At 39.7% G+C, this 25,409-nt stretch carries 22 protein-coding genes; all 22 read left to right on the top strand.

Going from position 1 to position 25,409, the window contains the following annotated elements:
• Positions 1 to 3 precede the first annotated feature (3 nt).
• The 22 genes from ABD014_RS03290 (at position 4) to argC (ending at position 25,316) form a co-directional block, all read left to right on the top strand.
• On the top strand, positions 4 to 1,017 hold the full coding sequence (locus ABD014_RS03290) for a UDP-N-acetylglucosamine 4,6-dehydratase family protein (protein ID WP_343857412.1): 1,014 nt from the start codon (positions 4 to 6) through the stop codon (positions 1,015 to 1,017).
• Positions 1,018 to 1,044: 27 nt separating this feature from the next.
• Entirely contained in the window at positions 1,045 to 2,118 is a 1,074-nt protein-coding gene (locus ABD014_RS03295) for an FkbM family methyltransferase (RefSeq protein ID WP_343857415.1), read from the top strand.
• Between the two features lie 34 nt (positions 2,119 to 2,152).
• Positions 2,153 to 3,169 (top strand): class I SAM-dependent methyltransferase, encoded by a 1,017-nt coding sequence (locus ABD014_RS03300; RefSeq protein WP_343857417.1) that lies wholly within the window; start codon positions 2,153 to 2,155, stop codon positions 3,167 to 3,169.
• A 28-nt stretch (positions 3,170 to 3,197) separates the two neighbouring features.
• Entirely contained in the window at positions 3,198 to 4,313 is a 1,116-nt protein-coding gene (locus tag ABD014_RS03305; RefSeq protein ID WP_343857421.1) for a glycosyltransferase, read from the top strand.
• Between the two features lie 22 nt (positions 4,314 to 4,335).
• On the top strand, positions 4,336 to 5,607 hold the full coding sequence (locus ABD014_RS03310; RefSeq protein ID WP_343857423.1) for a glycosyltransferase: 1,272 nt from the start codon (positions 4,336 to 4,338) through the stop codon (positions 5,605 to 5,607).
• A 16-nt stretch (positions 5,608 to 5,623) separates the two neighbouring features.
• Positions 5,624 to 6,877: a glycosyltransferase gene (locus ABD014_RS03315; protein WP_343857425.1), complete on the top strand. Its 1,254-nt coding sequence runs from the start codon at positions 5,624 to 5,626 to the stop codon at positions 6,875 to 6,877.
• Between the two features lie 15 nt (positions 6,878 to 6,892).
• Positions 6,893 to 8,032, top strand: coding sequence for a glycosyltransferase (locus ABD014_RS03320; RefSeq protein WP_343857427.1), 1,140 nt, complete (start codon positions 6,893 to 6,895; stop codon positions 8,030 to 8,032).
• A 66-nt stretch (positions 8,033 to 8,098) separates the two neighbouring features.
• Positions 8,099 to 9,439: a UDP-glucose dehydrogenase family protein gene (locus ABD014_RS03325; RefSeq protein ID WP_343857429.1), complete on the top strand. Its 1,341-nt coding sequence runs from the start codon at positions 8,099 to 8,101 to the stop codon at positions 9,437 to 9,439.
• 31 nt (positions 9,440 to 9,470) lie between these two features.
• The gene (locus ABD014_RS03330; protein ID WP_343857431.1) at positions 9,471 to 10,619 is read left to right on the top strand and encodes a WcbI family polysaccharide biosynthesis putative acetyltransferase; all 1,149 of its coding nucleotides are present in this window, start codon (positions 9,471 to 9,473) and stop codon (positions 10,617 to 10,619) included.
• A 24-nt stretch (positions 10,620 to 10,643) separates the two neighbouring features.
• The gene (locus ABD014_RS03335) at positions 10,644 to 11,390 is read left to right on the top strand and encodes a cytidylyltransferase domain-containing protein (RefSeq protein ID WP_343857433.1); all 747 of its coding nucleotides are present in this window, start codon (positions 10,644 to 10,646) and stop codon (positions 11,388 to 11,390) included.
• Positions 11,391 to 11,450: 60 nt separating this feature from the next.
• The gene (locus tag ABD014_RS03340; RefSeq protein WP_343857435.1) at positions 11,451 to 12,035 is read left to right on the top strand and encodes a GNAT family N-acetyltransferase; all 585 of its coding nucleotides are present in this window, start codon (positions 11,451 to 11,453) and stop codon (positions 12,033 to 12,035) included.
• Positions 12,022 to 13,923 (top strand): NAD-dependent epimerase/dehydratase family protein, encoded by a 1,902-nt coding sequence (locus tag ABD014_RS03345; protein ID WP_343857437.1) that lies wholly within the window; start codon positions 12,022 to 12,024, stop codon positions 13,921 to 13,923. The genes ABD014_RS03340 and ABD014_RS03345 overlap by 14 nt, the downstream gene beginning before the upstream one ends.
• Positions 13,920 to 14,636: an HAD family hydrolase gene (locus ABD014_RS03350; RefSeq protein WP_343857439.1), complete on the top strand. Its 717-nt coding sequence runs from the start codon at positions 13,920 to 13,922 to the stop codon at positions 14,634 to 14,636. The genes ABD014_RS03345 and ABD014_RS03350 overlap by 4 nt, the downstream gene beginning before the upstream one ends.
• Entirely contained in the window at positions 14,593 to 15,642 is a 1,050-nt protein-coding gene (gene pseI, locus ABD014_RS03355) for a pseudaminic acid synthase (RefSeq protein ID WP_343857442.1), read from the top strand. The genes ABD014_RS03350 and pseI overlap by 44 nt, the downstream gene beginning before the upstream one ends.
• A gap of 50 nt (positions 15,643 to 15,692) precedes the next feature.
• Positions 15,693 to 16,640: a dTDP-glucose 4,6-dehydratase gene (locus ABD014_RS03360; protein ID WP_343857445.1), complete on the top strand. Its 948-nt coding sequence runs from the start codon at positions 15,693 to 15,695 to the stop codon at positions 16,638 to 16,640.
• A gap of 35 nt (positions 16,641 to 16,675) precedes the next feature.
• Positions 16,676 to 17,872 (top strand): UDP-4-amino-4,6-dideoxy-N-acetyl-beta-L-altrosamine transaminase, encoded by a 1,197-nt coding sequence (pseC, locus tag ABD014_RS03365; protein ID WP_343857448.1) that lies wholly within the window; start codon positions 16,676 to 16,678, stop codon positions 17,870 to 17,872.
• Between the two features lie 164 nt (positions 17,873 to 18,036).
• On the top strand, positions 18,037 to 18,234 hold the full coding sequence (locus ABD014_RS03370) for a cold shock domain-containing protein (RefSeq protein WP_068778981.1): 198 nt from the start codon (positions 18,037 to 18,039) through the stop codon (positions 18,232 to 18,234).
• 206 nt (positions 18,235 to 18,440) lie between these two features.
• On the top strand, positions 18,441 to 18,989 hold the full coding sequence (gene hpf, locus ABD014_RS03375; protein WP_068778982.1) for a ribosome hibernation-promoting factor, HPF/YfiA family: 549 nt from the start codon (positions 18,441 to 18,443) through the stop codon (positions 18,987 to 18,989).
• A 222-nt stretch (positions 18,990 to 19,211) separates the two neighbouring features.
• Positions 19,212 to 21,719, top strand: a complete 2,508-nt coding sequence (gene secA, locus ABD014_RS03380; protein WP_343857452.1) for a preprotein translocase subunit SecA — start codon at positions 19,212 to 19,214, stop codon at positions 21,717 to 21,719.
• Between the two features lie 191 nt (positions 21,720 to 21,910).
• Positions 21,911 to 23,024, top strand: a protein-coding gene (gene prfB / locus ABD014_RS03385) for a peptide chain release factor 2 (protein ID WP_343857454.1) whose coding sequence is annotated in 2 segments (ribosomal slippage) — positions 21,911 to 21,982 and positions 21,984 to 23,024 — 1,113 coding nt in all. Because the reading frame shifts where the segments join, the coding sequence is not laid out codon by codon here.
• A 129-nt stretch (positions 23,025 to 23,153) separates the two neighbouring features.
• On the top strand, positions 23,154 to 24,044 hold the full coding sequence (locus ABD014_RS03390) for a YitT family protein (protein ID WP_343857456.1): 891 nt from the start codon (positions 23,154 to 23,156) through the stop codon (positions 24,042 to 24,044).
• Between the two features lie 219 nt (positions 24,045 to 24,263).
• The gene (gene argC, locus ABD014_RS03395; protein ID WP_343857459.1) at positions 24,264 to 25,316 is read left to right on the top strand and encodes an N-acetyl-gamma-glutamyl-phosphate reductase; all 1,053 of its coding nucleotides are present in this window, start codon (positions 24,264 to 24,266) and stop codon (positions 25,314 to 25,316) included.
• Positions 25,317 to 25,409: the final 93 nt, after the last annotated feature.

Genomic DNA, 25,409 nt, shown 5'->3' on the forward strand with positions numbered 1-25,409 from the left:
CTAATGAGTAGCATGTACAAAGGAAAGAAGATATTGATCACTGGGGGCACTGGAACAATCGGCCAGAATTTAACCAGACGATTACTACAGGAAGAGCCTGAAGTAATACGCATCTTTAGCAGGGATGAGTACAAACAGTTTGAAATGGCTCAAGATCTCAGTGGGTACTCATCTAAATTGCGGTTTTTAATAGGTGATGTTCGAGATCAGCAGAGATTAATTCGTGCGATGGAGGGGATCGATTATGTATTCCATTGTGCGGCTATGAAACACGTCCCAGCTTGTGAGTACAATCCTTTTGAAGCGGTTCAAACAAATGTGATGGGGACACAACATGTGATTCAAGCAGCTCTTGAAAATAGGGTAATGAAAGTTTTGTTTACAAGTACCGATAAAGCAATTTCTCCGACAAATACTTATGGAGCGACCAAACTAACTGCTGAACGGCTAATATCAGCAGCGGAGTTTCATAAAGGTTCAAAGTCTACCATTTTTTCTTCTGTTAGGTTTGGTAATGTAATGGGATCTAGGGGATCTGTAATTCCCTTATTTAAAAAACAGATTTTGGAGCAACGTAAAATTACACTTACAGATCCGAATATGTTGCGTTATATGATGACGCCGGGTCAGGCAATTGAGTTGATACTAAAAGCAAATAAATTAGCTGCTGGTGGAGAAGTGTTTGTTCTTAAGATGCCTTTAGTAAGAATGGGAGATTTGGCGGAAGTTGTCATTGAGGAGATTAAATCAACTTATGATATCACTGAGTATATATCCATTGAAGAAATCGGTTTACGTCCTGGGGAGAAACGGTTTGAAGAATTATTAACGGATGATGAAGTAAGAGTAGCGCGCGAAACTGATGACATGTTTATAATACTACCTCAATTTGGTAATGCTAATCCCCCGAATACATTATCTTTTATCTCTTGTTCTGAGAAGCCATATCCAGACGAGAATCAAGTAATAACAAAAAGTAAAATGAAAAAATGGTTTAGTTATAATTCTATCCTATGATATATACACAATAATGGGGGATATACAATGAAGCTTTTAAATGACAGAAAAATTATTATATTTGGAGCTTCAAAGGCAGGAGAGACTGCTTTCAATTCATTAGCGAAATACCAACTAGAAGTGGATAGTTTTGTAGACAATGACGAGCGGAAATGGGATACAAAATTTTGTGGAAAGAATGTTGTGTCACCGCGTTATTTAAAAAATGAAGAAAAGGGAACTTTCGTAGTATTCATTGCTAGTTCTTATTTTAATGAAATTAGTGAACTGTTAATCTCAGAAGGCTTCATAGAAAATGAAGATTTTTTTGGGAGACAACGTGAATGGAAAAGTGAATATCCAATTTTAATTAAACTTGGAGATAATAAAGTAATCGTAAATCTCTCAGATTATAGGGTTTTTTCATTATTAACTAAAACTCAATCTGCTCAACAAAGATTGGAGAATTATTGGAATGATTCAGTGAAGGATTATTTACCCGATATTGTAATTGATGTTGGAGTAAATTATGGAGAAGCCATCTTCTCGGCTACTTACCAAAAGAAAACACAAATATATGGTATAGAGGCGAATCCAAAATTAATACCGTATATTGAGGCTTCGCGGCTTGTTCATCCAAACCAACATCAAATTAAAATAATTAACTCAATTGCTTCAGAAAAAACAGAGACTAGTAAGTGTTTCTATATTGATAAAAAATCGTCTGGAACTTCGAGTCAAATGAAAAAATCCAATTTGGATGATTGCGAAATAGTTGAAATACCTTCAGTAGCAATTGATGATTTATTTAATCAGGTAGATCTAGAAGGGAAAAAAATTCTATTTAAAGTTGATGTAGAAGGTTTCGAGTATGAGGTTCTACTTGGAATGAAAAATATTTTGAATCGTGTATCATCCTTTCAGGGTTATATTGAAATTGATAACAAGTTTTTAAATGAAAACAAAACAAGTATTATAGGTTACTTAGATTATTTATATGAAAATTTTAGTGTTTATATTTTCGAGAATGGGTTTGTGAACAAAATAGATAAAGAATACCTTTTCTCTAAATTAAATGGTAATGAAACGTATCATACTGATCTTATTTTAAAGAATAGATAGAGTAATAATAATCTTTTAGTAAAGGGAGTTAATTATGAAAGATTCAATAATATTATTTGGAGCCTCAAGTTTGGGGCAAGTAGCTTATACTGCATTAAAGGATCAGTTTAATGTGGTTTCATTTGTTGATAATGATCCCCAAAAATGGGGTAGCCAATTCAATGGTGTAAAAGTAATATCACCTAATCAAATTAATGAATTAAAAGAAAGACCAATGATTATTATCACAAGCAGCTTCAAAAATGAAATTGCACACCAACTGCGTGAGATGGGAATAAGGCATTACAGTTTTTTTGACTACAAATTGACTAATATAGCTCTTCAGAATAGTGAAAAGTACAAATTAAAAATGCCAATTTTAAATTTAGGGGCTTTTTTAGAAACCATTTCGCCATTAGAGTTAGAACAAGTAACATTACTTAGAGGTGGATCTAATATTTTGGATTATCTTTTCTTAAAAGGTTTAGTAATCAAATTCAATTTTTCAACTTATTTAGAGGTGGGTACATGGTCTGGAGAAAGTATAGCTTTAATTGCTGCAGTTGCTAAAAAATGCTACAGTATATCATTACCAGATGAGGAGTTATCCGGAAGTTTCCTTGATTTTTGGGGAAAAAATAATTTTAGTAGATATTTTTCAAAAAATAGGGGGAATATTATACACTTTTGCGAAAATTCAAAAAGCTTTGATTATAGTAGAATTAGTGATTGCATAGATTTGGTATTTATTGATGCTGATCATTCTTATTCAGGTATAAAATCTGATACAAAACGTATTTTCGGAAAAATCGATCCAGAGCATACGATAGTTGTCTGGCATGATTTTAAATCGAAATATGATGAAGCAATATCTACAACAGTGGATGCTATTTATGATGCTCTTCCTGAGAGACTTCATAAGAATATCTATGGGGTAGACTCTAACAATTGCGGAGTTTTTCTTCCTGATAAATATAAAAAATATTTTGATTTCAAAAACAATCGAAATGAAGTCTATTCTTATGGAATCTCACTTAAACTCTCTAAGCAATCATTAAATGGAGATTCATAGATCACAAGTTATATTTATGGGAGGTACTATGAATATTATAAGTGTTTGTGATGATAAATATGCTCAACATTTAGGAGTTATGTTCACATCTTTATTAGAAAATACCAAAGCTAAAAACTTACTTTTTTATATCATAGATGGTGGGATTTCAGATTTCAATAAAGAAAAATTGGCAAGAACCGTTAAGAAATATAATAATTCTATTGAATTTTTAAATGTAAATAAACAAAAATATTCTTCATTTGCACTTAAAAATAATATGAGCCATGCGGCTTATTACAAATTATCGATACCTGAATTGGTTCCAATTAAATGCAATAAGGTGATTTTTTTGGATTGTGATCTTATTATTCTTGATGATATTGAAGAATTATGGAAAGTTGATGTATCAGATCATAATTTAGCCGCAGTTCTTGAACCTGAATTTACAAGGCACGAAGAACTAAAATTGGATAAAAATGTTAGTTATTTCAATTCTGGTGTGATGTTAATAAATTTAGATCTATGGAGGGAAAATAATATATCCGAGAAGGCTTATAAATATTTGGAGGGAAACTCCTATAATATTAGTCTTCATGATCAAGATGCTTTTAACGTTGTTCTAAGTGCATATCCGATTTTAACAATACCGCAAAGATGGAATCAAAGACCTAAGTATATATTAAAAGACTTCCCTTCTATTTACTATAGTGAAAAAGAATTTACTGAAGCAGTAAATAATCCAGCAATTGTTCATTTTGCAGGTGGAAACAATAAACCGTGGCACTATTTGTGTGATCATCCCAATGCAAATGATTACGTAAAATATCAAAAAAAGAGTGAATGGTATGACTATGTTCCTCCCGAGCAAATAAAAATGAATTCTAGAAAAATTGTTATATTTGGCACAGGTAACGCCTGTGTAAAGATATTTGATAAAGTAAAAAAATATAATTTGACATATTTTGTGGATAATAATCCATCTATGTGGAATAAACAAATATACGATATAACAATTTTTCCTCCTTCTGCACTATTATCAGAAGAAAAAGATAATATTTTCATAATAATTGCTAGTATGTACTACGATGAAATAAAAGTTCAACTTGAGTCATATGGTTTTGAAGAATTTGAACATTTTATATCGGGAATAGGCAAACGCTAATCCATAGTAGGAGAGAATCCAAATGGAACTGAAGTTAAAAGAAGTACTTATGCAGAAGAGTTGGACATATAAATTTGAATCTTATAAAAGTTTCTTTGAGTATGTCAAAATAATCAACACTGTCTTTAATCCACAAATTTCGGTAATAATAATTTCTTGGAGATTACACCCAAATACTATAATCACTTTGAAGAAACTTTTTCAACAAAAAGAAAATTATAATATAGAAGTTATTTTTGTTGATAATGGAAGTAAAATAAATGAATTTTCTGATTTTTACTCATTTGTAGATAATTACATTAGATTAAATCAAAATACAGGAGTTAGTATCTCAAGGAATATAGGTGCAGCATTTTCAAGCTCTCCAGTCATATTGTTTTTGGAGGATGATGGTATTCCAGACGAAGAGCTAATTGCTTCACATTTATGTTCACATTTAAAATTTAATGCCCATTCGGTAAGAGGGGTTTGCTTACCACTTACCAATAACCTACTAAACGAGAAACAAACACATTACTTTCGGGGAGAACATTTTTTCCCTTTTTACGCAAATCTAGAAGGAAATACTTCTTATAATGCTAAAGTGTTTTTTGAAGTTGGTGGTTGGGATGATGATATTAAATATGGGGGAGAAGGAAAAGCTCTATCCATCAAAATATGGGAGTATTCTCCTGATATTTCGAAACAGATATATTCCCCAATCAGCATTATCTATCATGATTATGCATCCAATCATGAGCGTCTAAAAGAAAAATTGATTCAACAAAAACGATCCTTTGATTATCTATCTCGAAAATATTCGGTATGGAACAAATATGATGAGCTATGGCTTGAACTTGAAGGAAATGTTTCCACGCTAAAAGAGACTGATTTGTGGAAGAGTGATTCCAACTTACAGAAAGAATATGACGATCTTAAGGAAAGGGTTAAAAGAAGAAATGAAGCGAATTTATTATCATATATGAACGGAAAAGCTTTTTTGCATGAAACCCAAAAAATAAAAGAGATAATTAATAAATTTCAAGAAAAACGAAGGATTTCCATTTTTGGAGCAGGAGAATATGGGGGAAGAGTATATGAAAACTTGTTGAGACAAGGAATTGATGTTAAATATTTTATTGATAATGATTTATCCAAATGCGGAGATATAAAATCGGGTATCCCTATTATAAAACCATCTAGTTTAACAAAGGAGCATTTTATTTTAATAGCTTCTTCATGGTTTTTTGAAATATCAGAACAATTGGAGAAGATGGGGTATAGGAAAAACGAAGATTTCTTAATTGTTATTTAAAGGAGGGCGGAGGGATATGTTTTTAGATATATTACATCAAAAACAATGGGATTATAAAATGCCCTTATATGATAAGTATTTTGAACACGTTGAGTATATTAAAGAGAGTACTGCTCAACCTCGAATATCGATTATTGTTATCTCATGGAGACTACATAGGGACACGCTTGAGAGCTTCCGAATTTTACAGCAACAACGATCTGAACAGAATTTCGAATTGATCTTTGTTGATAACGGCGGTAAAGACAATGAATTTTTAGAATTGAAACCTTACGTTGATATTTACATACGTTTGAATCAGAATACAGGCGCATATTTAGCCCGAAATATAGGTTCCGTATTTGCTACTGCCCCTATTTTATTGTTCCTTGAGGATGATGGAATACCAGATATTGATTTCGTCAGTTCCCATCTTGCGATATTTGATAACTATGATGTTGTTTCTGTTAGGGGGGTCTATTTGTGTAAAACGGATAATCCACTTAATGAACGTCAAAATGTTTATTATTGGGGACAGAAATCATTCCCGGCTTTTGTTAGTTTGGAAGGGAATGCATCCTACCTAGCAAGTCATTTCTTTGAAGTTGGCGGATGGGATGACCAGATTCGTTACGGGCACGGAGGATTAGAATTAGCATTGAGACTGCTAGAAAAAGACTCAGATAAAAGAAAACACATGTATTCACCAATACCGGTAATTTATCATGACCTTGTTAAAGATGAACAACAATTCTTCAGTAAACGTCAAAAACATATTGAAGCGTTCAAATATTTGCTTGAGAAGCATCCAACAGTAAATAAGCATATTGAAGAGTGGCAGGGAATGTTTCTTAATGAAGATAAACTATATTTAAAAGAAAATCTGGATCGATCGATTACACTAAGTGATTTGCAAAAGCGAGTTTTTGAGAGAAATAAGAAACAAATAGATAGAATGAACCATTTGTTTGTTCCTTCATATGATCCACAAAGGATTCAGGATACTTTTGAAAGCATTATAGGGAGTAGAAGATGTTTGATTTTTGGCGCAGGATCGTTAGGTACGAATATATTAAATATATTGAAGAAGAATGACATAGAGCCAGTATTATTTCTGGATAATGATACTCAAAAATGGGGAGAATCTCTTCAAGGTTTGGAAATAAAAGGACCAAACGATATAACTGAAGGTGATTTCATAGTAATTGCATCCATTTATTCATATGAAATTTCTGAACAATTGCAGAAAAAAGGGTTAGTAAAGAATCGTGACTTTATTATCATGAAATAATCAGGTGATGAGGTAATGCCAAAGGTATCTGTTATTATGCCTGCATATAACTGTGAGGAGTATATTACGGCAGCTATTGAAAGTGTATTGAATCAAACATTTCAGGATTTTGAATTTGTTATAGTGGATGATTGTAGTAATGATGCGACTCCAGATATAATACGATCATTTTCGGAGAAATACCCTGATAAAATTACTTTTATTAGGCATAAAGTCAACCTCGGGGCAGCTGCTGCTAGGAATACAGCAATCCAAAATAGTCGCTCTAATATACTTATGTTGGCAGATGCTGATGATATTCAACATATAAATCGAATGGAAGTCTTATATAGAGAATTCATTGAGAATGATGTTGACATGATTTTTAATGATTGCAGAATGATTGACCGTAATGGAAGATCACTATCTAGAAATAAAGGTTATCCTTGTGAATTATCGAATGCCAATGTTGTTCTTCATTTATTAAAACGGAATCATTTGTGGATTGGTTTATCTATGCTGAGAAGGCAAAAGGATCTAGTCTTCGATACTTCATTGCCCAATGCAGAGGACTTTGAATTGTTTTTGAGACTTTGTTTAAAGGGTTATAAATTTAAAGTAGTAAACCAATCTTTAACGAGCTATCGAGTTCACGAGAATAACATCTCTAGTAATGGATATATATCCAATCAATCTGTAAAAACAATTCTTAGTCGACTTGATCTTCAAAAGTTATATGTTGAATTAGCTCAAAGACATGGAGAATTTGAAGCCAGTGTTGCTGTAGCTGCCGCTTATGCTTGGAGAGAAGAACCGGGAAAAGTGGTAGAGTTACTGGAAGGGAAACCATTTTCTTTAGAAGGTTATTTTGCTTTAGCCATTAGTTATTTCAAACTCGGAGAGCTTCTAGAGAGTTTGAGAGTTTTTTGCCTATTGTATGAACATACATCAAATGCAGCCGTATTAAATAACCTTAGTGTTATAGGTTTTATGATAGATTCAAATTACGAGCAGGCTAAGGGATTACTTATCGAAGCGCTAAGTATACAACCTGAGTATCAAGATGCTGTGAAGAATTTAGAACATTTAGAACGAGGGGAAATAAATAAATTAAAGCTTACTGAAAGACCACTGCGCGAACAAGTTGTACATAGTAAGCATTATAAACTTGTTTAGCACTAGTCAGATGAATAAGAATTAGCCTTGTACATTATGTTGTTACTTATGAGAGGGCGGAAGGACATGAAAATTACTGTTATTGGTACTGGCTATGTAGGACTTGTTTCAGGTGTATGTTATGCGGAGCTTGGCAATGAAGTTGTATGTGTCGATAAGGATGCTCATAAAATTAAAGTCCTGGAGAATGGGGGTATCCCTATATATGAACCCGGGCTTCAGCAATTAGTTGATCGAAACGTGCAGCAAGAAAGACTTTATTTTACAACTGATTTGAAGCGAGGGATTAAGGACTCAGAAATCGTCATTATCGCGGTAGGTACGCCACCATTACCAAATGGGGAAGCTGATCTGCGTTACATTGAATTTGCAGCGCGAGAAATAGCTGCCCTAATAGAGAACTATACAGTAATAGCTATAAAAAGCACGGTACCAGTAGGAACTAATAATAGAATAAAGCAAGTAATGAAAGAAGTTACTGAGGTTGAGTTCGATATTGTTTCTGTTCCAGAATTCCTTAGAGAGGGTTCAGCAGTAAATGATACTTTCAATCCTGATCGAATCATTATTGGGGGAGAAAGCCAGAATGCTATTGATAGAATAGTTGAACTCCATAAGCCATTAAATGCACCGTTTGTAATTACAGAATTACGTAGTGCAGAGATGATTAAATACGCTTCCAATGCATTTTTAGCAACAAAAATTTCGTTTATTAATGAAATAGCTAATATATGTGAGAGATTAGGAGCAGATATTAGAGAGGTCTCAAGAGGAATGGGACTGGATAAGCGAATTGGGAAGGATTTTTTAAATGCTGGCATTGGCTATGGAGGCTCTTGTTTTCCAAAAGATACTAAGGCCCTTATACAATTAGCAGGTAATGCTGATTATGATTTTAAATTGTTAAAGTCAGTTGTTGAAGTAAATCAGATGCAACGTATGGGCGTGATTAGAAAATTAAAGTATGCTCTCGGGGAATTAAAAGGTAAGACGATCGCCATTTGGGGACTTGCTTTTAAGCCGGGTACGGATGATGTTAGAGAATCTCCGGCATTTGAAATTACAAATTATTTATTAAAATCCGGTTGCATGCTTCGTTTATACGATCCTGTAGCAATGGGGAACTTCCGGTCTTATGTAGACCATGCCAACATTTTCTGGGCTGAGAATGAATGGGATGCTGTTGCTAGTTCTGATGCAGTCTGCTTGTTGACAGAATGGGATATTTTCAAACAAATTGATTTAAAAGTTTTTGCAAAACAAATGGAAGAACCGATCCTCATTGACGGAAGAAATGTATTTAATGTTAAGCAAATTAAAGATGCCGGCGTAACCTATTATCCGGTTGGATCTTCTCCTATAAATGAAATGGTCTTTGAATTAGAAAAAAGCAAAGCTACTAATTGAAATATACGGTAATTATAAAGATGGTGGGTCTATGGAAAAAGAAATCGTCATATTTGGTACAGGCAGCTATGCTAACAGTAAATTTGGCAGCCTAAGACATGCCAAAATTAAGTACTGTGTTGATAACGATAGTAGTAAGTGGGGAGGGGAGTTTAATGGATATCCTATTAAATCTCCACAAGAATTATGTTCAGAACCAGACGACCTGCTTATTCTGATTTGTAGCACATATTACCCTGCGATTAGTCGGCAATTAGAGGGTTTTGGATTTAAAAAAAACGTTCATTTTATGCATGTGAGAGATTATGTGAATAATGATGAGCATTTCTATAAAGATGATAGAAAAAAAGTCTTGCTATATGGGAATTGTCAACTCCCTTTTCTTACGCAATATCTACGAAGTTCTGAGTTATTCAATCAAACCTATGTAGTATATGAGAAGGCTTTTATTAATGACTTTTCACCAGATTATTGGAGTGATAAGTTATTGTCAGAGATCGATTTATTTATATATCAAAAGGTAAGTCCTTCATACTTAGGCGAGCAGATGTCTACTGATTATATTTTAAAGTGTCTCTCTCCAAAATGTGAAACCTTGAGTATACCTAACAGTTACTTTCAAGGGTATTTTCCACAGCATATTTCTAAGAGATCTCCATACGGTCGATTTCCATATGGTGATCGAAATATTATAGAGGCAATTTATGATTCTAAATTTAGTGAAGGTGAACTACAGAATTTAGTTAGAATGCTAGGGAACAATGATTATTATTCAAGTGAGGAACTAGAAAAAAATACAGAGAGTTCCTTAGAAGAATTGGCTCGAAGAGAATCAGGCTTGGATGTTACTATTTCAGATTATCTTAAAGACAATTATAAGGATAAGTATTTATTTTATACTGTAAATCATCCCACTTACTGGGTTATAAGAGAAGTTGCAATAAGAATATTGAGATTATTGGATTCCTATAACACTAACATTAATTCATTGGTCATAGATTCTCTTAATGACCTTGTTGTTCCTATATATCCTAGTGTAATTAAGCAACTGGGGCTGAGTTTTATAGATCAGTCTCACAAGTATCCTTTTCATATTTCAACGGATGGACTGAGCTATACATTTGAAGAATATATGCTTGATTATGCTCGCTCTTATTTAAAATGGGGATTCAATAATTAATTTAAAAACCAACAGGAGAACAAGATGAAACAAAGAGAGTATCATAACATCACAGCAATCATCCAAGCTCGCATGGGGTCGACGCGTTTACCTGGCAAGGTAATGAAGATGCTTGGGGATCAAACAGTGTTAGGTCATGTCATCACTAGATGTAAGGCTATACTATCTATTGATCAAATCATAGTCGTGACAACTGTTGAAGAAGAAGATGTTAAGATTTGTGAAGAGGCTTTGAGATATGGAGTTACTGTTTATCGAGGCAGCAAGGATCATGTTTTAAGCCGTTATTACGAGGCAGCCAAACAAGCAAATGCTGATGCAGTTGTACGCATTACTTCGGATTGTCCGTTGTTAGATCCTATCATATCCGACAAAGTTATACAGTGTTTCCTGAACCATGACTATGATTATGTTAGTAGTGGATTGAGTGGTACATTTCCTCGGGGGCTAGACACAGAAGTGTTTAGCTTTAATTCACTAGAACAAACCTTTGAACAAGCGACGAAAGAATATGAGTTCGAGCATGTTACACCTTATATTTATCAGCATCAGGAGCAATTTAAGGTTTATGCTTATGCGAATAAATTGGATCAATCGAAATACAGATTAACATTGGATACGGATGAAGATTGGCAATTAATCTCGAGAATATATGATGAATTGTACCACGGAAGTGTTTTTTATTGGGAAGATATATGTAAGCTTCTAGAGAAAAAACCGGAATTAATCAAAATCAATTCGAGTGTTCATCAGAAAAGATTAGGAGAATAACGATATACAGCGGCTCTTTCGTTTATATCGAATTAGTTCAGTATAGGGGCTAGAAAACTAATGAGCTATATACATTTGAAACAGCAATACTATACCCAAGGACCATATAAAGTTACCTCTATTCGTGAAGAGGATATGCTTGTTATTAAGCAATGGCGTAATGAACAAATGGATGTATTACGACAGAACCATTTGCTTACAGATGAAGATCAGTTAAGATATTTTTCTAATGTAATTTTGCCTTCCTTCAGTAATCCAACTACCCGTATTATTTTGTTTAGTTTCTTTTGGAATGAAGAACTGATTGGATACGGTGGACTAACCAACATCGATTGGATGAATAAAAGGGCTGAAATTTCATATCTAGTAAAAACGGATCGAAGTAAGGAAGCCAATATTGAGCAATATAAAGAAGATTTCTCCACCTTTTTGAGATTGATGAGAAGAGTGGCGTTTAATGATTTAGAACTTAATCGGCTGTATACAGAAACATTCGATATACGGCCGTTACATATAAAAATATTAGAAAATAACGGTTTTCTTTATGAAGGTCGAATGAAAGAACATGTGCTGATTGATGGCCGATTTATTGATTCTTTATTACATGGATGTATAAAGGGGAATTTTGAACATGTTGAAGGGTAAACGAGTCTTTGTTAGTGGGGGAGCAGGGGTTATAGGCAATGAGTTAATAAATAAACTTATTGACGTTGGGGCTACGATTTTTGTAGGTGACTTGAAGCCAAGACCCAAACATTGGCCAAAGTCTATTCGTTATCGCCAAGGCGATTTGAATGAGATTACGAGAGATGAATTAATAGAGTTTTCTCCACAGTATTTCTTTCACTTGGCTGCTACCTTCGAACGTTCAGAAGAGAGTTATGATTTCTGGGGCGAAAATGAGCGCCACAATATGAACTTAAGTCATCATCTTATGGATTGTCTTAAAGATTGTCCTTCTCTGGAAAGAGTGGTATTCGCTTCGAGTTATCTGATTTATAATCCGGAATTATATCAATTTGGTGAAGCTGCGGCTTCGGCAACAAGCTTAGTAGAAAATGCTCCTATCTATCCTCGAAATTTATGTGGGGCTGCCAAGCTGATGCATGAAATTGAACTGCGTTTCTTGCAACAGCATTCAGCCTGCCATTATACTACTGCCTCAGCTCGAATATATAGAGTATACGGCAAAAATTCAAGAGATATTATTTCCAGGTGGATTCAGGCTTTACTCAACGATGAGACGATCCAAGTGTATCGTAAAAAAGGAATGTTCGACTATATATACGCAGGTGATGTAGCCGAGGGTTTATTTAGACTAGCGGCTAGTGAGGCAACTGGTGTAGTGAATCTTGGGAATGAGAATGCTCGAAGAGTAGAAGAAGTATTGGATGTACTAAAGACACATTTTCCTAGTATGAAAATAATAGAAGGCAGCAGTGATATTCCTTATGAAGCTTCTCAAGCGGATATGACCCAGTTTGAAGCATTAACTGGTTGGAAACCAGCAAGGCAGATAGAGGATACTATACCAGAATTAATTGCTCACTATAGAGATTTGAGGGAGACTATGTTGCAACCTGTGGATACAAGGGCAGCTCTTGTAACAAGTGCTTCAAAAAAAGTCCCATTAATAAAATGTGTAACTAAAGGGATACAAAAGTTCGGTCAGTCGTTCCAGATTATAAGTGGAGACAGTAACCCTAATGCAATTGGACGTTATTTTACCGACTCTTTTTGGCAGATGCCGCGACTTGACCAACTAAGCTATGAACGTTTATTAGATACATGTATTGAACGGAATATTAAATATATAATTCCTACAAGGGATGGTGAACTTAAATTCTTTTCAGGTTATAAGCAAGAACTACAAGATAAAGGTATTCACGTGATGGTGTCGGATTCAGAAGCGGTTGAGACTTGCCTGGATAAATTATTATTTTATCAACGGGGTCTAGAACTTGGATTTCCGGTCATTCCTACTGAAGAGCAAATAGATGACTTAAAAGCTTCCTCCTTTACTGTAAAAGAACGGTATGGAGCTGGCTCGGAGTCAATTGGATTAAAATTGAATGAACAAGAGGCGTTAAGCCATGCGCAGACATTGGAACAACCCATATTTCAGCCGTATATTTCAGGAGAAGAAGTAAGTATCGATGTTTATGTACAAATGAATGGTAAGTGCAAAGCGGCTATAGCCCGTAAGCGAGAACTCGTGGTTAACGGGGAATCTCAAATAACGACGACATTTCGCGATGAGGTTCTAGAACGTCAGTGTGCTGAGTTTGCTGAAAAATTAGGTTTATACGGGCATGCAATCTTCCAAGTTATAATTGATCAAGCGGGTGGATACCACTTTATCGAATGCAATTCCCGATTCGGCGGTGCTTCGAGATTAAGTGTCGAAGCTGGTTTGGATAGTTTCTATTGGTTTTTTCTTGAGGCAGCGGGCAATGATCTGGAGGAATATCCCTTTGTTCGGGCAGCCAGGGAGAAGCGCTTAGTACGTTATGCAGAGGATCTTATTCAATGAAAGTAGTTGTGTTTGATCTTGATGATACGCTGTACGACGAAATAACTTATGTACACAGTGGATTTCGTGCTGTAGCTATGTATCTTAGAGAGCAATTTGATCTCCCAACTGACGAGAGTATTAAGATAATGATCAGTGTGCTTGAGTCCGAGGGACGTGGCCAAGTCTTTGATAGATTGTTGCATCACTATGGAAAGTACTCAAAGGTAACTGTTAGAGAGTGTCTTCGGGTATACCGTTGCCATGAACCACAAATTCATCTCTATGAGGATGCCACTAGGTGTTTGGAGTTACTACGAGAGATGGGGTCTCCATTATATATTGTTACTGATGGGAACAAGTGGGTCCAATATCGTAAATTAATAGCACTCGGTTTATACGATCATCCTGCTATACGGAAATGCTTCATTTCTCGGAGGTTTGGAATTAAAAATGAAAAGCCATCGCCTTATTGCTTTATGCAGATTTGTGCCAAAGAGAATGTTAAGCCGTCGGATGTTGTCTATATAGGAGATAATCCTAATAAGGATTTTGTCGGTATCAAGCCTTTAGGGTTTAAAACCATTAGAATACTTAGGGGTGGATTTGCTGCCATTCAAAAATCAAATGAGTTCGAAGCGGATATAACAATAAGAACCTTAGATGAACTATGGAAGAAGGAGATTTTTCATGCAATTCCAAATCGGCAACCGCTGGGTTGGCAAAGATCATAAACCTTTTGTAATCGCTGAGATGTCGGGGAATCATAACCATTCGCTGGAGCGGGCGCTGGCAATTGTAGATGCTGCTGCGAAGGCTGGAGTGGATGCACTTAAGCTGCAGACTTATACAGCGGATACGATGACACTGGATATCCATGATGGGGATTTCTTCATTGAAGACCCGAATAGCCTATGGAAGGGCAGCTCATTATATCGCCTGTATCAAGAGGCATACACCCCTTGGGAATGGCATGAGCCCATTTTCAAGAAGTGTAAAGAATTGGGGATTCTGGCGTTCAGTACTCCATTTGATGAGACGGCAGTTGATTTCTTGGAGTCACTTGATGTGCCGGCTTACAAAATTGCTTCTTTTGAAAATACAGATATCCAATTAATCCGCAAAGTTGCTGCTACAGGCAAACCTATTATTATCTCTACAGGAATGGCTTCTATTGCTGAATTAGACGAGACGGTACGAGCTGCGAAAGAGGCTGGAGCGAAGGATATCGTTCTTCTGAAGTGTACAAGCACTTATCCGGCATCTCCTGAAAATACGAATATCTTGACGATTCCTCATATGGAACAGTTATTTAATTGTCAGGTGGGTATTTCTGACCATACTATGGGAGTCGGTGTGTCCGTGGCAAGTGTAGCTCTAGGAGCTACCGTGATTGAGAAGCATTTTACACTGAGAAGAGCTGACGGTGGGGTGGATTCAGCGTTCTCTTTGGAGCCTGAAGAGATGACGGCATTAGTAGTTGAGTCGGAACGTGCTTGGCAATCCCTTGGTCATGTAGTCTATGGAGCTTCGACGGAAGGTGAAATTCAATCTATGAAGCACCGCCGCTCATTATATATCTCTCAAGATATGAAGCAAGGTGATGTTTTCACACGTGAGAATGTGAAGGCGATCCGCCCAGGAATGGGGTTGCCTACGAAATATTTGGATCAATTGCTAGGCAGAAAAATAGGTAGAGATGCTTCCAAAGGTACGCCTATTACATGGGAATTGATCTAAGGCCATAAAATGGGGTGACAGTTTCATTTCGAAAGGGAAGGGGTTTGTTTATGAATATCCTACTTACCGGCGGAGCCGGTTTTATAGGCCGTTGGGTGGCTAAGAGGCTGCTTGATGAAGGCCATTATGTTTGGATTCTCGATGACTTGTCTAACGGGCGGGAAGAAAATCTTGACGAATTTCGCAGCCATCCTGGTTTTAAACAGTTCATTAAAGGAACGATCCTGGATGAAGCTCTTTTAGAAGAATTGTTTACCAAACATAAGTTCAGTATCTGTTATCATCTTGGTGCTTCTATTAATGTCCAGGATTCGATTGATGATCCACGGACTACTTTTAATAATGATACGATCGGGACCTTTTATATTTTAGAGCAATGCCGCGAGCATAAGACCAAGGTTGTATTCATGAGTACTTGCATGGTCTATGACCGTTGCAATGATGAGAATGGCATCAGCGAACTCCATCCTACGAAGCCCGCATCTCCATATGCCGGGGCCAAAGTAGCTGCCGAGAATATGGTGCTTTCCTATTATTATGCTTATGGGCTGCCTACTGTTGTGATAAGGCCGTTTAATACCTATGGACCATTTCAAAAGACAGGTGGCGAAGGCGGCGTTGTAGCTATATTTATCAATAATCATCTGTCTGGCAAAGATCTCAATATTTATGGAGAAGGCACGCAAACTCGAGACCTTTTATACGTTGAGGACTGTGCACGCTTTGTAGTGGCTGCTGGTTTTTCGGATGCAGTGGATGGCGAGATCGTGAATGCGGGTCTTGGACGAGATATATCTGTTAATGACTTGGCCCTGAAAATAGTAGGGGACCCTTCCAGGATTAAGCATGTTGAGCACATTCACCCGCAGAGTGAAATTCAGAGGTTGCTGTGCGATTCCCGCAAAGCGAACCGTCTTCTGGACTGGGAGCCAGAGATTACGCTGGAGGAGGGGATCCTCCGTACAACGGAGTGGATCCGTTCTGGGGGTCTCGCCTAACAGCAGGCGTCAAACATAATAAGGAGATGAACAAGATGTCGGATCATGCTTATCCAACACCTTCCGAGCCTATTCGATCCACCATGCTGCCTTATGGGCAACAATGGCTTGATGAACAAGACATTGAAGCTGTTGTAGAAGTACTGAAGAGTGATTTTATTACGCAGGGACCGGCGATTGAGGCTTTTGAAGCTAAAGTAGCCCTTTATGTAGGAGCTAAGTACGCAGTGGCCTTTACTAACGGAACGGCTGCACTCCATGGAGCATGTTTTGCTGCAGGAATCGGTGAAGGGGATGAAGTAATAACCACACCGATTACTTTTCTGGCCAGCAGCAACTGTGTTCTTTACCAGGGGGGAACGCCGGTATTTGCTGATATTGACATGGATACCTATAATATCTCGCCTGTGGAAATAGAGGCGAAGATAACTGAGCGTACCAAGGCTATTATTGCCGTTGACCTTACGGGGCAGCCAGCAGAGATGGATAGAATCTCAATGCTCGCGCGTGATCATAGCCTGGTGCTTATCGAAGATGGTGCTCAATCTTTAGGATCTGAGTTTGCAGGTAGGAAGGTTGGTGCTTGGGCCGATATGACGATGTTCAGCTTCCATCCTGTTAAGCAGGTGACAACAGGAGAAGGCGGCATAATAACTACCAGTAACGAAGAATATTATCATAAGCTTTTGTTGTTCCGCAGCCACGGGATGACGAGGGATTCAAAACAGTTACTTAAAAATGACGGACCTTGGTATTATGAAATGCAGGCTCTTGGCTATAACTATCGAATGACCGACTTACAAGCTGCGCTAGGCGTTAGTCAGATGAACAAGTTGGATCAATTCGTAGCACGCAGGAGAGATATTGCTGCAATTTACGATCAGAAGCTGTCCGAGCTGCCAGGCATAGTTATTCCTAAGCAACATAATGAAGCATCATCAAGCTGGCATTTATATGTGACACGCTGGCTGCCGGAGTATTTTAATGGAGATCGTCGTGACTGGTTCGAGGCTCTCCGTTCTGAAGGCATAGGAGTACATGTACATTACATTCCAATTTATCAGCAACCTTATTATCAACATTTAGGTTATGATACAGGAATTTGCCCTAATGCTGAACGATACTATGCTTCAGCAATTACGTTGCCACTATTTCCTAAGATGTCGGATCAAGATGTTCTAGATGTAATCGCTGCAATAAATAAAGTATATTCGTACTATCTTAAAAAATAATAGTAGACTCTGTTTACTCTAATTTGAATTAAGTCATACATTATTTTTACAGTAAAACCTTTTCTTTGGTAATTGACACTGGTTAAGTTTGGGTGGTATAGTCAAAAGTGAGGGCTTGTTCGAAAGGACCGACTCTTACTTGATAATGAAGGGAATGTTAGTGCATGCAAGGTAAAGTAAAATGGTTTAACGCAGAAAAAGGATACGGTTTCATCGAAACTGAAGAAGGAACAGACGTATTCGTACACTTCTCCGCTATTCAATCCGAAGGCTTCAAGACTTTGGAAGAAGGTCAATCCGTAGAATTCGAAATCGTTGACGGAGCACGCGGACCACAAGCGGCTAACGTAATCAAATTATAATCATCCGGCATCATTCAAGCCGACCTACATATATAATGTATGATGGTTAACAATTAGAGATTCGCTAGCAATCAGACCCTGGGCAACCAGGGTTTTTTTATTGTCCAGCCGTCCATGAATTCGCCATTAACTTGCCTTTTACATTTTTTACATTGGGTTAATATGTGTGGTATAATAAAGGTGCAAAGTCAAAGGAGGAGTGCCCTATGAATTATAGTATTCGAGGACAACAAATTGAAGTGACTGAAGCATTGCGAGAATACGTAGATAAGAAGCTCAGCCGACTTGACAAGTATTTTGATGTACCGCCAACTACGGGTGGTAGTGTAACGCTGAGTGTTGTACGAGGCTTGCATGTAGTCGAAGTCACAATTCCTCTTACCGGCGTAGTGCTCCGTGCCGAACATCGCAGCGATGATATGTATGCATCGATCGATGGGGTCGTGGACAAGCTGGAACGCCAAATCCGTAAGCATAAGACGAAGATCAACCGTAAATTCCGTCAGGAGAGCGGTCTGAAGAATTTATTTGTCGAAGGTCCAGTGAACGGATCTGCTCGTGAGGCAGAAGAAGACGAGCTAGAAGTCGTCCGGACGAAGAAGTTCAATCTGAAACCGATGGATGTGGAAGAAGCTATTTTGCAAATGAATATGGTAGGCCACAATTTCTTCGTATTTGCTAACATTGAGACGAATGAGACCAATGTGGTATACAGACGGAACGATGGCAAGTATGGATTAATCGAGCAAGAATAGCTTTAGCAATTCGTATCCATTCATGACGATTGTTGGAATGCAAATGGTAATTCTTTCAATTGAAGTAAAAGGAACGAGCCTTTATCCGCTTAGCGGATAGGGCTCTTTATTCATATAGGAGCAAATTGCTGATGTTCTACGGTGATGTCGTGTGTTGCGGCATTGATTACAAACTGTTACAATTTAGGCAAATCATCTGTATATGCGTGAAAGGGGTAAATCATGCTGGGATTAGTGAAGAAGATATTTGGCGACACGAATGAACGTGACGTTAAACGTCTTATGAAGACGGTAGATATTATCAATAAATTGGAACCTGATTTCGTAGCTTTATCGGACGAACAATTGAAAGGGAAGACGGCAGAGTTTCGTGAACGGATCGAGAAGGGTGAGACTCTGGAAGAAGTGCTTCCAGAAGCTTTTGCTACAGTAAGAGAAGCTTCCAAGAGAACGCTTGGTCTGCGTCACTATGACGTGCAGTTGATCGGCGGTATGGCTTTGCATGAAGGAAGAATTGCGGAGATGAAAACCGGTGAAGGGAAGACGCTGGTCGGAACCCTACCGGTTTATTTGAATGCACTGCTAGGCAAAGGCGTGCACGTCGTTACGGTCAACGATTATTTGGCGCAACGGGATAGCGAGCAAATGGGGCAGGTCTATAACTTCCTCGGTATGACTGTTGGCATTAACCTGAACGGTATGGAGCATGAGGATAAACAGGCTGCTTATGCTTGCGATATTACTTATGGTACGAATAATGAGTTCGGCTTTGACTATTTGCGCGACAATATGGTCCTTTACAAAGAGCAAATGGTACAACGTCCGCTTTACTATTGCATCATCGACGAAGTCGACTCGATTCTGATTGACGAAGCACGTACTCCGCTGATCATTTCTGGACAAGCTGAGAAGTCGACGGAGCTTTACTATTTTGCTGATCGATTTGTGAAGAAGCTGGAGCGTGAAGAGGATTACACCGTTGATATCAAAGTAAAAGCCGTAGCCCTTACTGAAAAAGGGGTTGCAAAGGCAGAAAAAGCTTTCGGTATCGAGAATTTATATGATCATAGTAACATCTTGCTGAACCACCATGTTACTCAAGCGCTGAAGGCGAATGTCATTATGCGCCGTGACGTGGATTATGTCGTGACTGAAGATGAAGTGCTGATCGTCGATGAATTCACAGGTCGGATTATGCAAGGCCGTCGTTATAGCGATGGATTGCACCAGGCGATTGAAGCGAAGGAAGGCATCGAGGTTCAGAATGAGAGCATGACGCTCGCTACAATTACTTTCCAGAACTATTTCCGGATGTATCGCAAGCTGGCTGGTATGACTGGTACAGCGAAGACTGAGGAAGAGGAATTCAAGAAGATTTACGGACTTGAGGTGCTCCAAGTACCGACGAACCGTCCGAATCAGCGCGTCGATATGCCAGACGTTGTCTACAAGAGCGAAGAAGGCAAGTTCAAAGCGGTTGTAGATCAAATCGTAGAGCGTCATAAGAAGAACCAGCCAATTCTGGTAGGTACGGTGTCGATTGAGAACTCCGAGCTTCTCTCCGAGATGCTGAAGCGCAAGGGTGTTCCTCATAAAGTGTTGAACGCGAAGTACCATGCTGAAGAAGCTGAGATCATCTCCCGTGCGGGTGAGCCAGGCTCCGTTACGATTGCCACGAACATGGCGGGTCGTGGTACTGACATTTTGCTTGGTGAAGGTGTATCCGACGTTGGCGGTTTGCATATTATTGGTACAGAGCGTCATGAATCACGCCGGATCGATAACCAGCTTCGTGGTCGTGCCGGACGTCAAGGCGATCCGGGCTCGACGCAGTTCTATTTATCGCTTGGCGATGAATTGATGAAGCGGTTCGGGGCCGATAACGTCATGAACATGATGGAGCGTCTTGGCTTCGAAGAGGATCAGCCGATCGAGAGCAAGATGATTACGCGTGCGGTTGAATCCGCCCAGAAGCGGGTTGAAGGCAACAACTTCGACGTGCGTAAAGTCGTATTGCAATATGACGACGTGATGAATCAGCAACGTGAGATTATTTATAAGCAACGCCGAGAGTTGCTTGAATCAGAGAATGTTAAGCAAATTGTAGTGGATATGATTAAACCGGTCATCGAGCGTGTTGTTACGGTTCATACCGCGGATGACATTCCGGAGAACTGGGAACTGCAAGAGATTGCCGATTACATGAATTCGAAGATGCTTGATGAAGGCGCGGTAACCCGAGATGATCTATGGGGCAAAGAGGCCGACGAAATGGTTGAGTTCATCTTCGAGAAGGTCATGGCGAAATATGATGCTCGTGAGCAAGCGATTGGTCCTGAACTGGTGCGTGAGTTCGAGAAAGTTATCGCTCTGCGTGCTGTAGATAGCAAATGGATGGACCATATCGATGCGATGGACCAATTGCGTCAAGGTATCCACCTGCGTGCATACGGCGGTACGGATCCACTGCGTGAGTACCAATTCGAAGGCTACGAGATGTTCAATGGGATGATTGCATCGATCCAGGAAGAGGTTGCGACTTATATTATGAAGGCGCAAATCGAGACGAACCAGGAGCGCCAAGCAGTTGTGGATGAGGACAAAATCTCCACTAGCGGCGAACCGGCAGAGAAACGTCCGGTGAAGCGCAGCGACCAAGTAGGACGCAACGATCTGTGCCCTTGCGGCAGCGGTAAGAAATACAAACACTGCCACGGACAGAACGCATAATTGACAGCGGGGAGCTTCCGTGAATGGAAGCTCCCCGTTTTTTCTTTTTTAATGGGGTGTCCTATTGTGATTCGCCCTAGAAATGTATAAAATGAGCGTAAATACTTATAGTGCGTGTTCAAAAAGTACGGTTTTCTTATCAAAAGCGGACTTTTTGAACAACCTCTTATACAGGAAGGTGATTGAACAGCATGATCGATCCAAGTGTAAAGCATGATATGAGAGAGATAGCTACGCGACTAACTAATCTTAGGGGGTCTCTTTGACTTAGACCTGAAGCAGGAGATGATCGCGAATTACGAGGAGAAGATGGCGGCACCGGACTTCTGGGATGACAATGACAAGGCCCAGGCGTTAATCGCGGAGATGAACGCAGTAAAGTCCTCTGTCGATCAATATAATACATTGCAGCAGGAGTATGACGACATCGAGATGATGGCCGAGTTGGCTGAAGAGGAGAATGACGAGGCATTATTGTCAGAGATCAGTACCTCTGTAAGTGCACTATTGAAGAAGATGGAAGATTTCGAGCTTCAACTGCTGCTGAGTGAGCCATATGATAAGATGAATGCGATTCTTGAGCTGCATCCGGGTGCTGGGGGGACAGAATCTCAGGACTGGGGCTCCATGCTGCTGCGGATGTATACGCGGTGGGCGGAGAAGCGCGGCTTCAAGGTTGAGACGCTTGACTACTTACCGGGGGATGAAGCTGGAATCAAGAGTGTCACGCTGTTGATCAAGGGCTATAATGCCTATGGATATCTAAAAGCAGAGAAGGGTGTGCACCGGTTGGTTCGCATATCTCCATTTGATTCCTCTGGCCGTAGACATACCTCCTTCGTCTCTTGCGACGTGGTACCGGAAATAACCGATGATGTAGATATTGAGATTCGCACCGAGGATCTCAAGATCGATACGTACCGGGCGAGTGGCGCGGGCGGTCAGCATATTAACACGACTGACTCTGCGGTGCGGATTACTCACTTGCCGACCGGGATCGTCGTAACGTGTCAGAACGAACGCTCGCAGATCAAGAACCGTGAGCGCGCTATGACCATGCTCCGCTCCAAGCTCTATGAGCGTAAGTTGGAGGAACAGCAAAAAGAGCTGGATGAGATCCGCGGCGAGCAATCGGATATCGCCTGGGGCAGCCAAATTCGTTCGTACGTATTCCACCCTTACAGCATGGTCAAGGATCATCGCACCTCGGTAGAGACCGGAAATGTGGGCGCTGTAATGGACGGCGATCTGGACGCATTTATCGACGGTTATTTACGGAGTCAGATCCGAACTGAAGCCCAATAACGATTGTGAAGATCGAATCCTACACATGTCATGGTAGAGCTGGGGAGAGAAAGCTACGGGTACATCTCGTCCGCCGGCTCTCCCGGTGTGTAGGATTTTTTTTGAGATCATAGCTAAGGAGGAACTGGGGTGTCGTCAACAACCCGCAAACGAAGGCTTAACGAATATTTTCCGGTAGATGGGCCGATTCGCCATACCGTCGATACGGTCATGATTATTGTAGGCTCTTTTATTACGGCTCTGGCCTTCAATCTATTTCTATTGCCAAGCAATATCGCATCAGGCGGAGTTTCCGGCATCTCAGTTATTATTCAGTCGGTGTTCGGCATTGAGCCAGCATATACACAGTGGGCACTTAATATTCCCTTATTTATTGCAGGCTATCTGGTACTGGGACGCAACTATGCTATCCGCTCCTTGCTGGGTACGATTGTATTGCCGCTCTTCGTCTTCATGACGAAGGACTGGTCTGTTCCAACGACAGATCTGCTGTTAGCATCTCTCTACGGTGGCATTGGTGTTGGGGTTGGTCTTGGGATTGTCTTCCGGGGACGTGGATCAACCGGGGGACTGTCGACGCTGGCACAGATTATCCAGAAGCTCACCCGGCTGAACTTATCGGTATGTGTCGTGATGATGGACGGCATGGTTATATTATTGGCGATGTTTGTTCTGTCCCCAGAGAAGGCGTTATACGCACTCATCGGTCTATATATTACCGGCAAGATCATTGACATGATCGAGCTGGGCTTCAATTATACGAAGGTGGCCTACATCATCGCCGACAAGACGGATGAAATATCCGAGGCGGTGCTGAAGCATTTGGACCGGGGCTTGACCAAGCTGGATGCCCGTGGCGGATATACAGGGGAAGAGCGTACTGTGCTCATGGTCGTCGTTGGCCAGAGCGAGGTAACAAGTCTTAAGACGCTGGTGCAGTCGCTTGACCCAAGTGCCTTTGTGATCATTACGAATGCCCATGAGGTGCTAGGAGAAGGCTTCAAACGGGTTGAGGGATAAATGGGTAGCACAATAATAGAAGCAGGACAAACTACATATTGAAGAAGCAAGCATCCTCTAACGGTATTCAATCCAAGAGGGTGCTTATTTTTTTATCCGTCAGATTAAAATAATTAATGGTTGTATTTATATAAGTACGACCGTATAATAATACATATTAATTACGGATTTATACATTTGATCTTATAGATACTAAGCGATGGGAAGAGGGGATAAAGGGTGGAAACTGTAAAAGTGAAGGTGGCCATCATTGGTTCCACGGGCTATGGAGGCGTGGAGCTGATTCGTTTTTTAATGGGACATCCGCATGTAGAGATTGTATCGGTGATTTCATCCTCCAGCGCAGGCGAACCGATTGCTGATGGATTCCCGCATTTGTCAGAGCTGATGGTACAGAATTTGGACGGTGTTGACCCTCAGGAAATTGCAGAGAAAGCGGACGTAGTGTTTACAGCAACTCCTTCAGGAGTCAGCAGCAAGCTGGTACCACAGCTTCTTGAAGTAGGGCTTCGCGTCATCGACCTGTCGGGTGATTTTCGGATTAAGGACAGATCGGAATATGAAGCGTGGTATAAGCATGAAGCAGCGGAACAGAAATGGCTTGATAAAGCCATCTACGGATTATGCGAGATTAATGGAGACCTCGTGATCGGTTCTAGCTTCATCTCTAATCCCGGCTGCTATTCTACTACGACACTCCTTGGACTAATTCCTGCTCTTAACGCAGGCTGGATTGATCCGGCAAGCATTATTATCGATGCCAAGTCGGGCGTATCTGGTGCAGGACGGGGAACGAGCCTGACAACACATTATGCAGAAATGAATGAAAATATGAAAGTATATAAAGTAAATAAGCATCAGCATATTCCTGAAATAGAACAGGAGCTGTCCCTCGCTGCTGGTAATCCGGTAACGGTGACCTTTACAACGCATCTGGTGCCGATGACAAGAGGAATTATGAGCACAATGTATGCAAAATTGCAGGGGGATTATACAGAAGAAGGACTTGTATCGTTGTATCGCGAATTTTACGCTGGAAGACCATTCGTACGGATCCGTGAAGCGGGCAAGTGGCCGGCAACGAAGGAAGTATTCGGCTCGAATTATTGCGATATCGGATTTTCTGTGGATGAGCGGACTGGAAGGGTCACGATTATTGCTGTGACGGATAATGTTGTCAAAGGTGCTGCCGGTCAGGCGATACAGAATTTGAACCTGATGATGGGTTGGGACGAGACGACCGGACTTAAGCTTAGTCCTGTATATCCATAAAAGTTCAGAGGGCGATGCTCTAAGGGAACTACAGATCGCTATTTTCCCAAAAACAGCGGCAAGCATATTTTAACGAAACACCATATCGTTATT

The organism is Paenibacillus motobuensis, assembly GCF_039521865.1.
In the GTDB taxonomy this organism is placed as follows: Bacteria; Bacillota; Bacilli; order Paenibacillales; family Paenibacillaceae; genus Fontibacillus; species Fontibacillus motobuensis.

Coding starts and splice junctions, on each gene's coding strand:
- ABD014_RS03290 (WP_343857412.1), top strand. CDS start 4: ATGAGTAGCATGTACAAAGGAAAGAAGATATTGATCACTGGGGGCACT.
- ABD014_RS03295 (WP_343857415.1), top strand. CDS start 1,045: ATGAAGCTTTTAAATGACAGAAAAATTATTATATTTGGAGCTTCAAAG.
- ABD014_RS03300 (WP_343857417.1), top strand. CDS start 2,153: ATGAAAGATTCAATAATATTATTTGGAGCCTCAAGTTTGGGGCAAGTA.
- ABD014_RS03305 (WP_343857421.1), top strand. CDS start 3,198: ATGAATATTATAAGTGTTTGTGATGATAAATATGCTCAACATTTAGGA.
- ABD014_RS03310 (WP_343857423.1), top strand. CDS start 4,336: ATGGAACTGAAGTTAAAAGAAGTACTTATGCAGAAGAGTTGGACATAT.
- ABD014_RS03315 (WP_343857425.1), top strand. CDS start 5,624: ATGTTTTTAGATATATTACATCAAAAACAATGGGATTATAAAATGCCC.
- ABD014_RS03320 (WP_343857427.1), top strand. CDS start 6,893: ATGCCAAAGGTATCTGTTATTATGCCTGCATATAACTGTGAGGAGTAT.
- ABD014_RS03325 (WP_343857429.1), top strand. CDS start 8,099: ATGAAAATTACTGTTATTGGTACTGGCTATGTAGGACTTGTTTCAGGT.
- ABD014_RS03330 (WP_343857431.1), top strand. CDS start 9,471: ATGGAAAAAGAAATCGTCATATTTGGTACAGGCAGCTATGCTAACAGT.
- ABD014_RS03335 (WP_343857433.1), top strand. CDS start 10,644: ATGAAACAAAGAGAGTATCATAACATCACAGCAATCATCCAAGCTCGC.
- ABD014_RS03340 (WP_343857435.1), top strand. CDS start 11,451: ATGAGCTATATACATTTGAAACAGCAATACTATACCCAAGGACCATAT.
- ABD014_RS03345 (WP_343857437.1), top strand. CDS start 12,022: ATGTTGAAGGGTAAACGAGTCTTTGTTAGTGGGGGAGCAGGGGTTATA.
- ABD014_RS03350 (WP_343857439.1), top strand. CDS start 13,920: ATGAAAGTAGTTGTGTTTGATCTTGATGATACGCTGTACGACGAAATA.
- pseI (WP_343857442.1), top strand. CDS start 14,593: ATGCAATTCCAAATCGGCAACCGCTGGGTTGGCAAAGATCATAAACCT.
- ABD014_RS03360 (WP_343857445.1), top strand. CDS start 15,693: ATGAATATCCTACTTACCGGCGGAGCCGGTTTTATAGGCCGTTGGGTG.
- pseC (WP_343857448.1), top strand. CDS start 16,676: ATGTCGGATCATGCTTATCCAACACCTTCCGAGCCTATTCGATCCACC.
- ABD014_RS03370 (WP_068778981.1), top strand. CDS start 18,037: ATGCAAGGTAAAGTAAAATGGTTTAACGCAGAAAAAGGATACGGTTTC.
- hpf (WP_068778982.1), top strand. CDS start 18,441: ATGAATTATAGTATTCGAGGACAACAAATTGAAGTGACTGAAGCATTG.
- secA (WP_343857452.1), top strand. CDS start 19,212: ATGCTGGGATTAGTGAAGAAGATATTTGGCGACACGAATGAACGTGAC.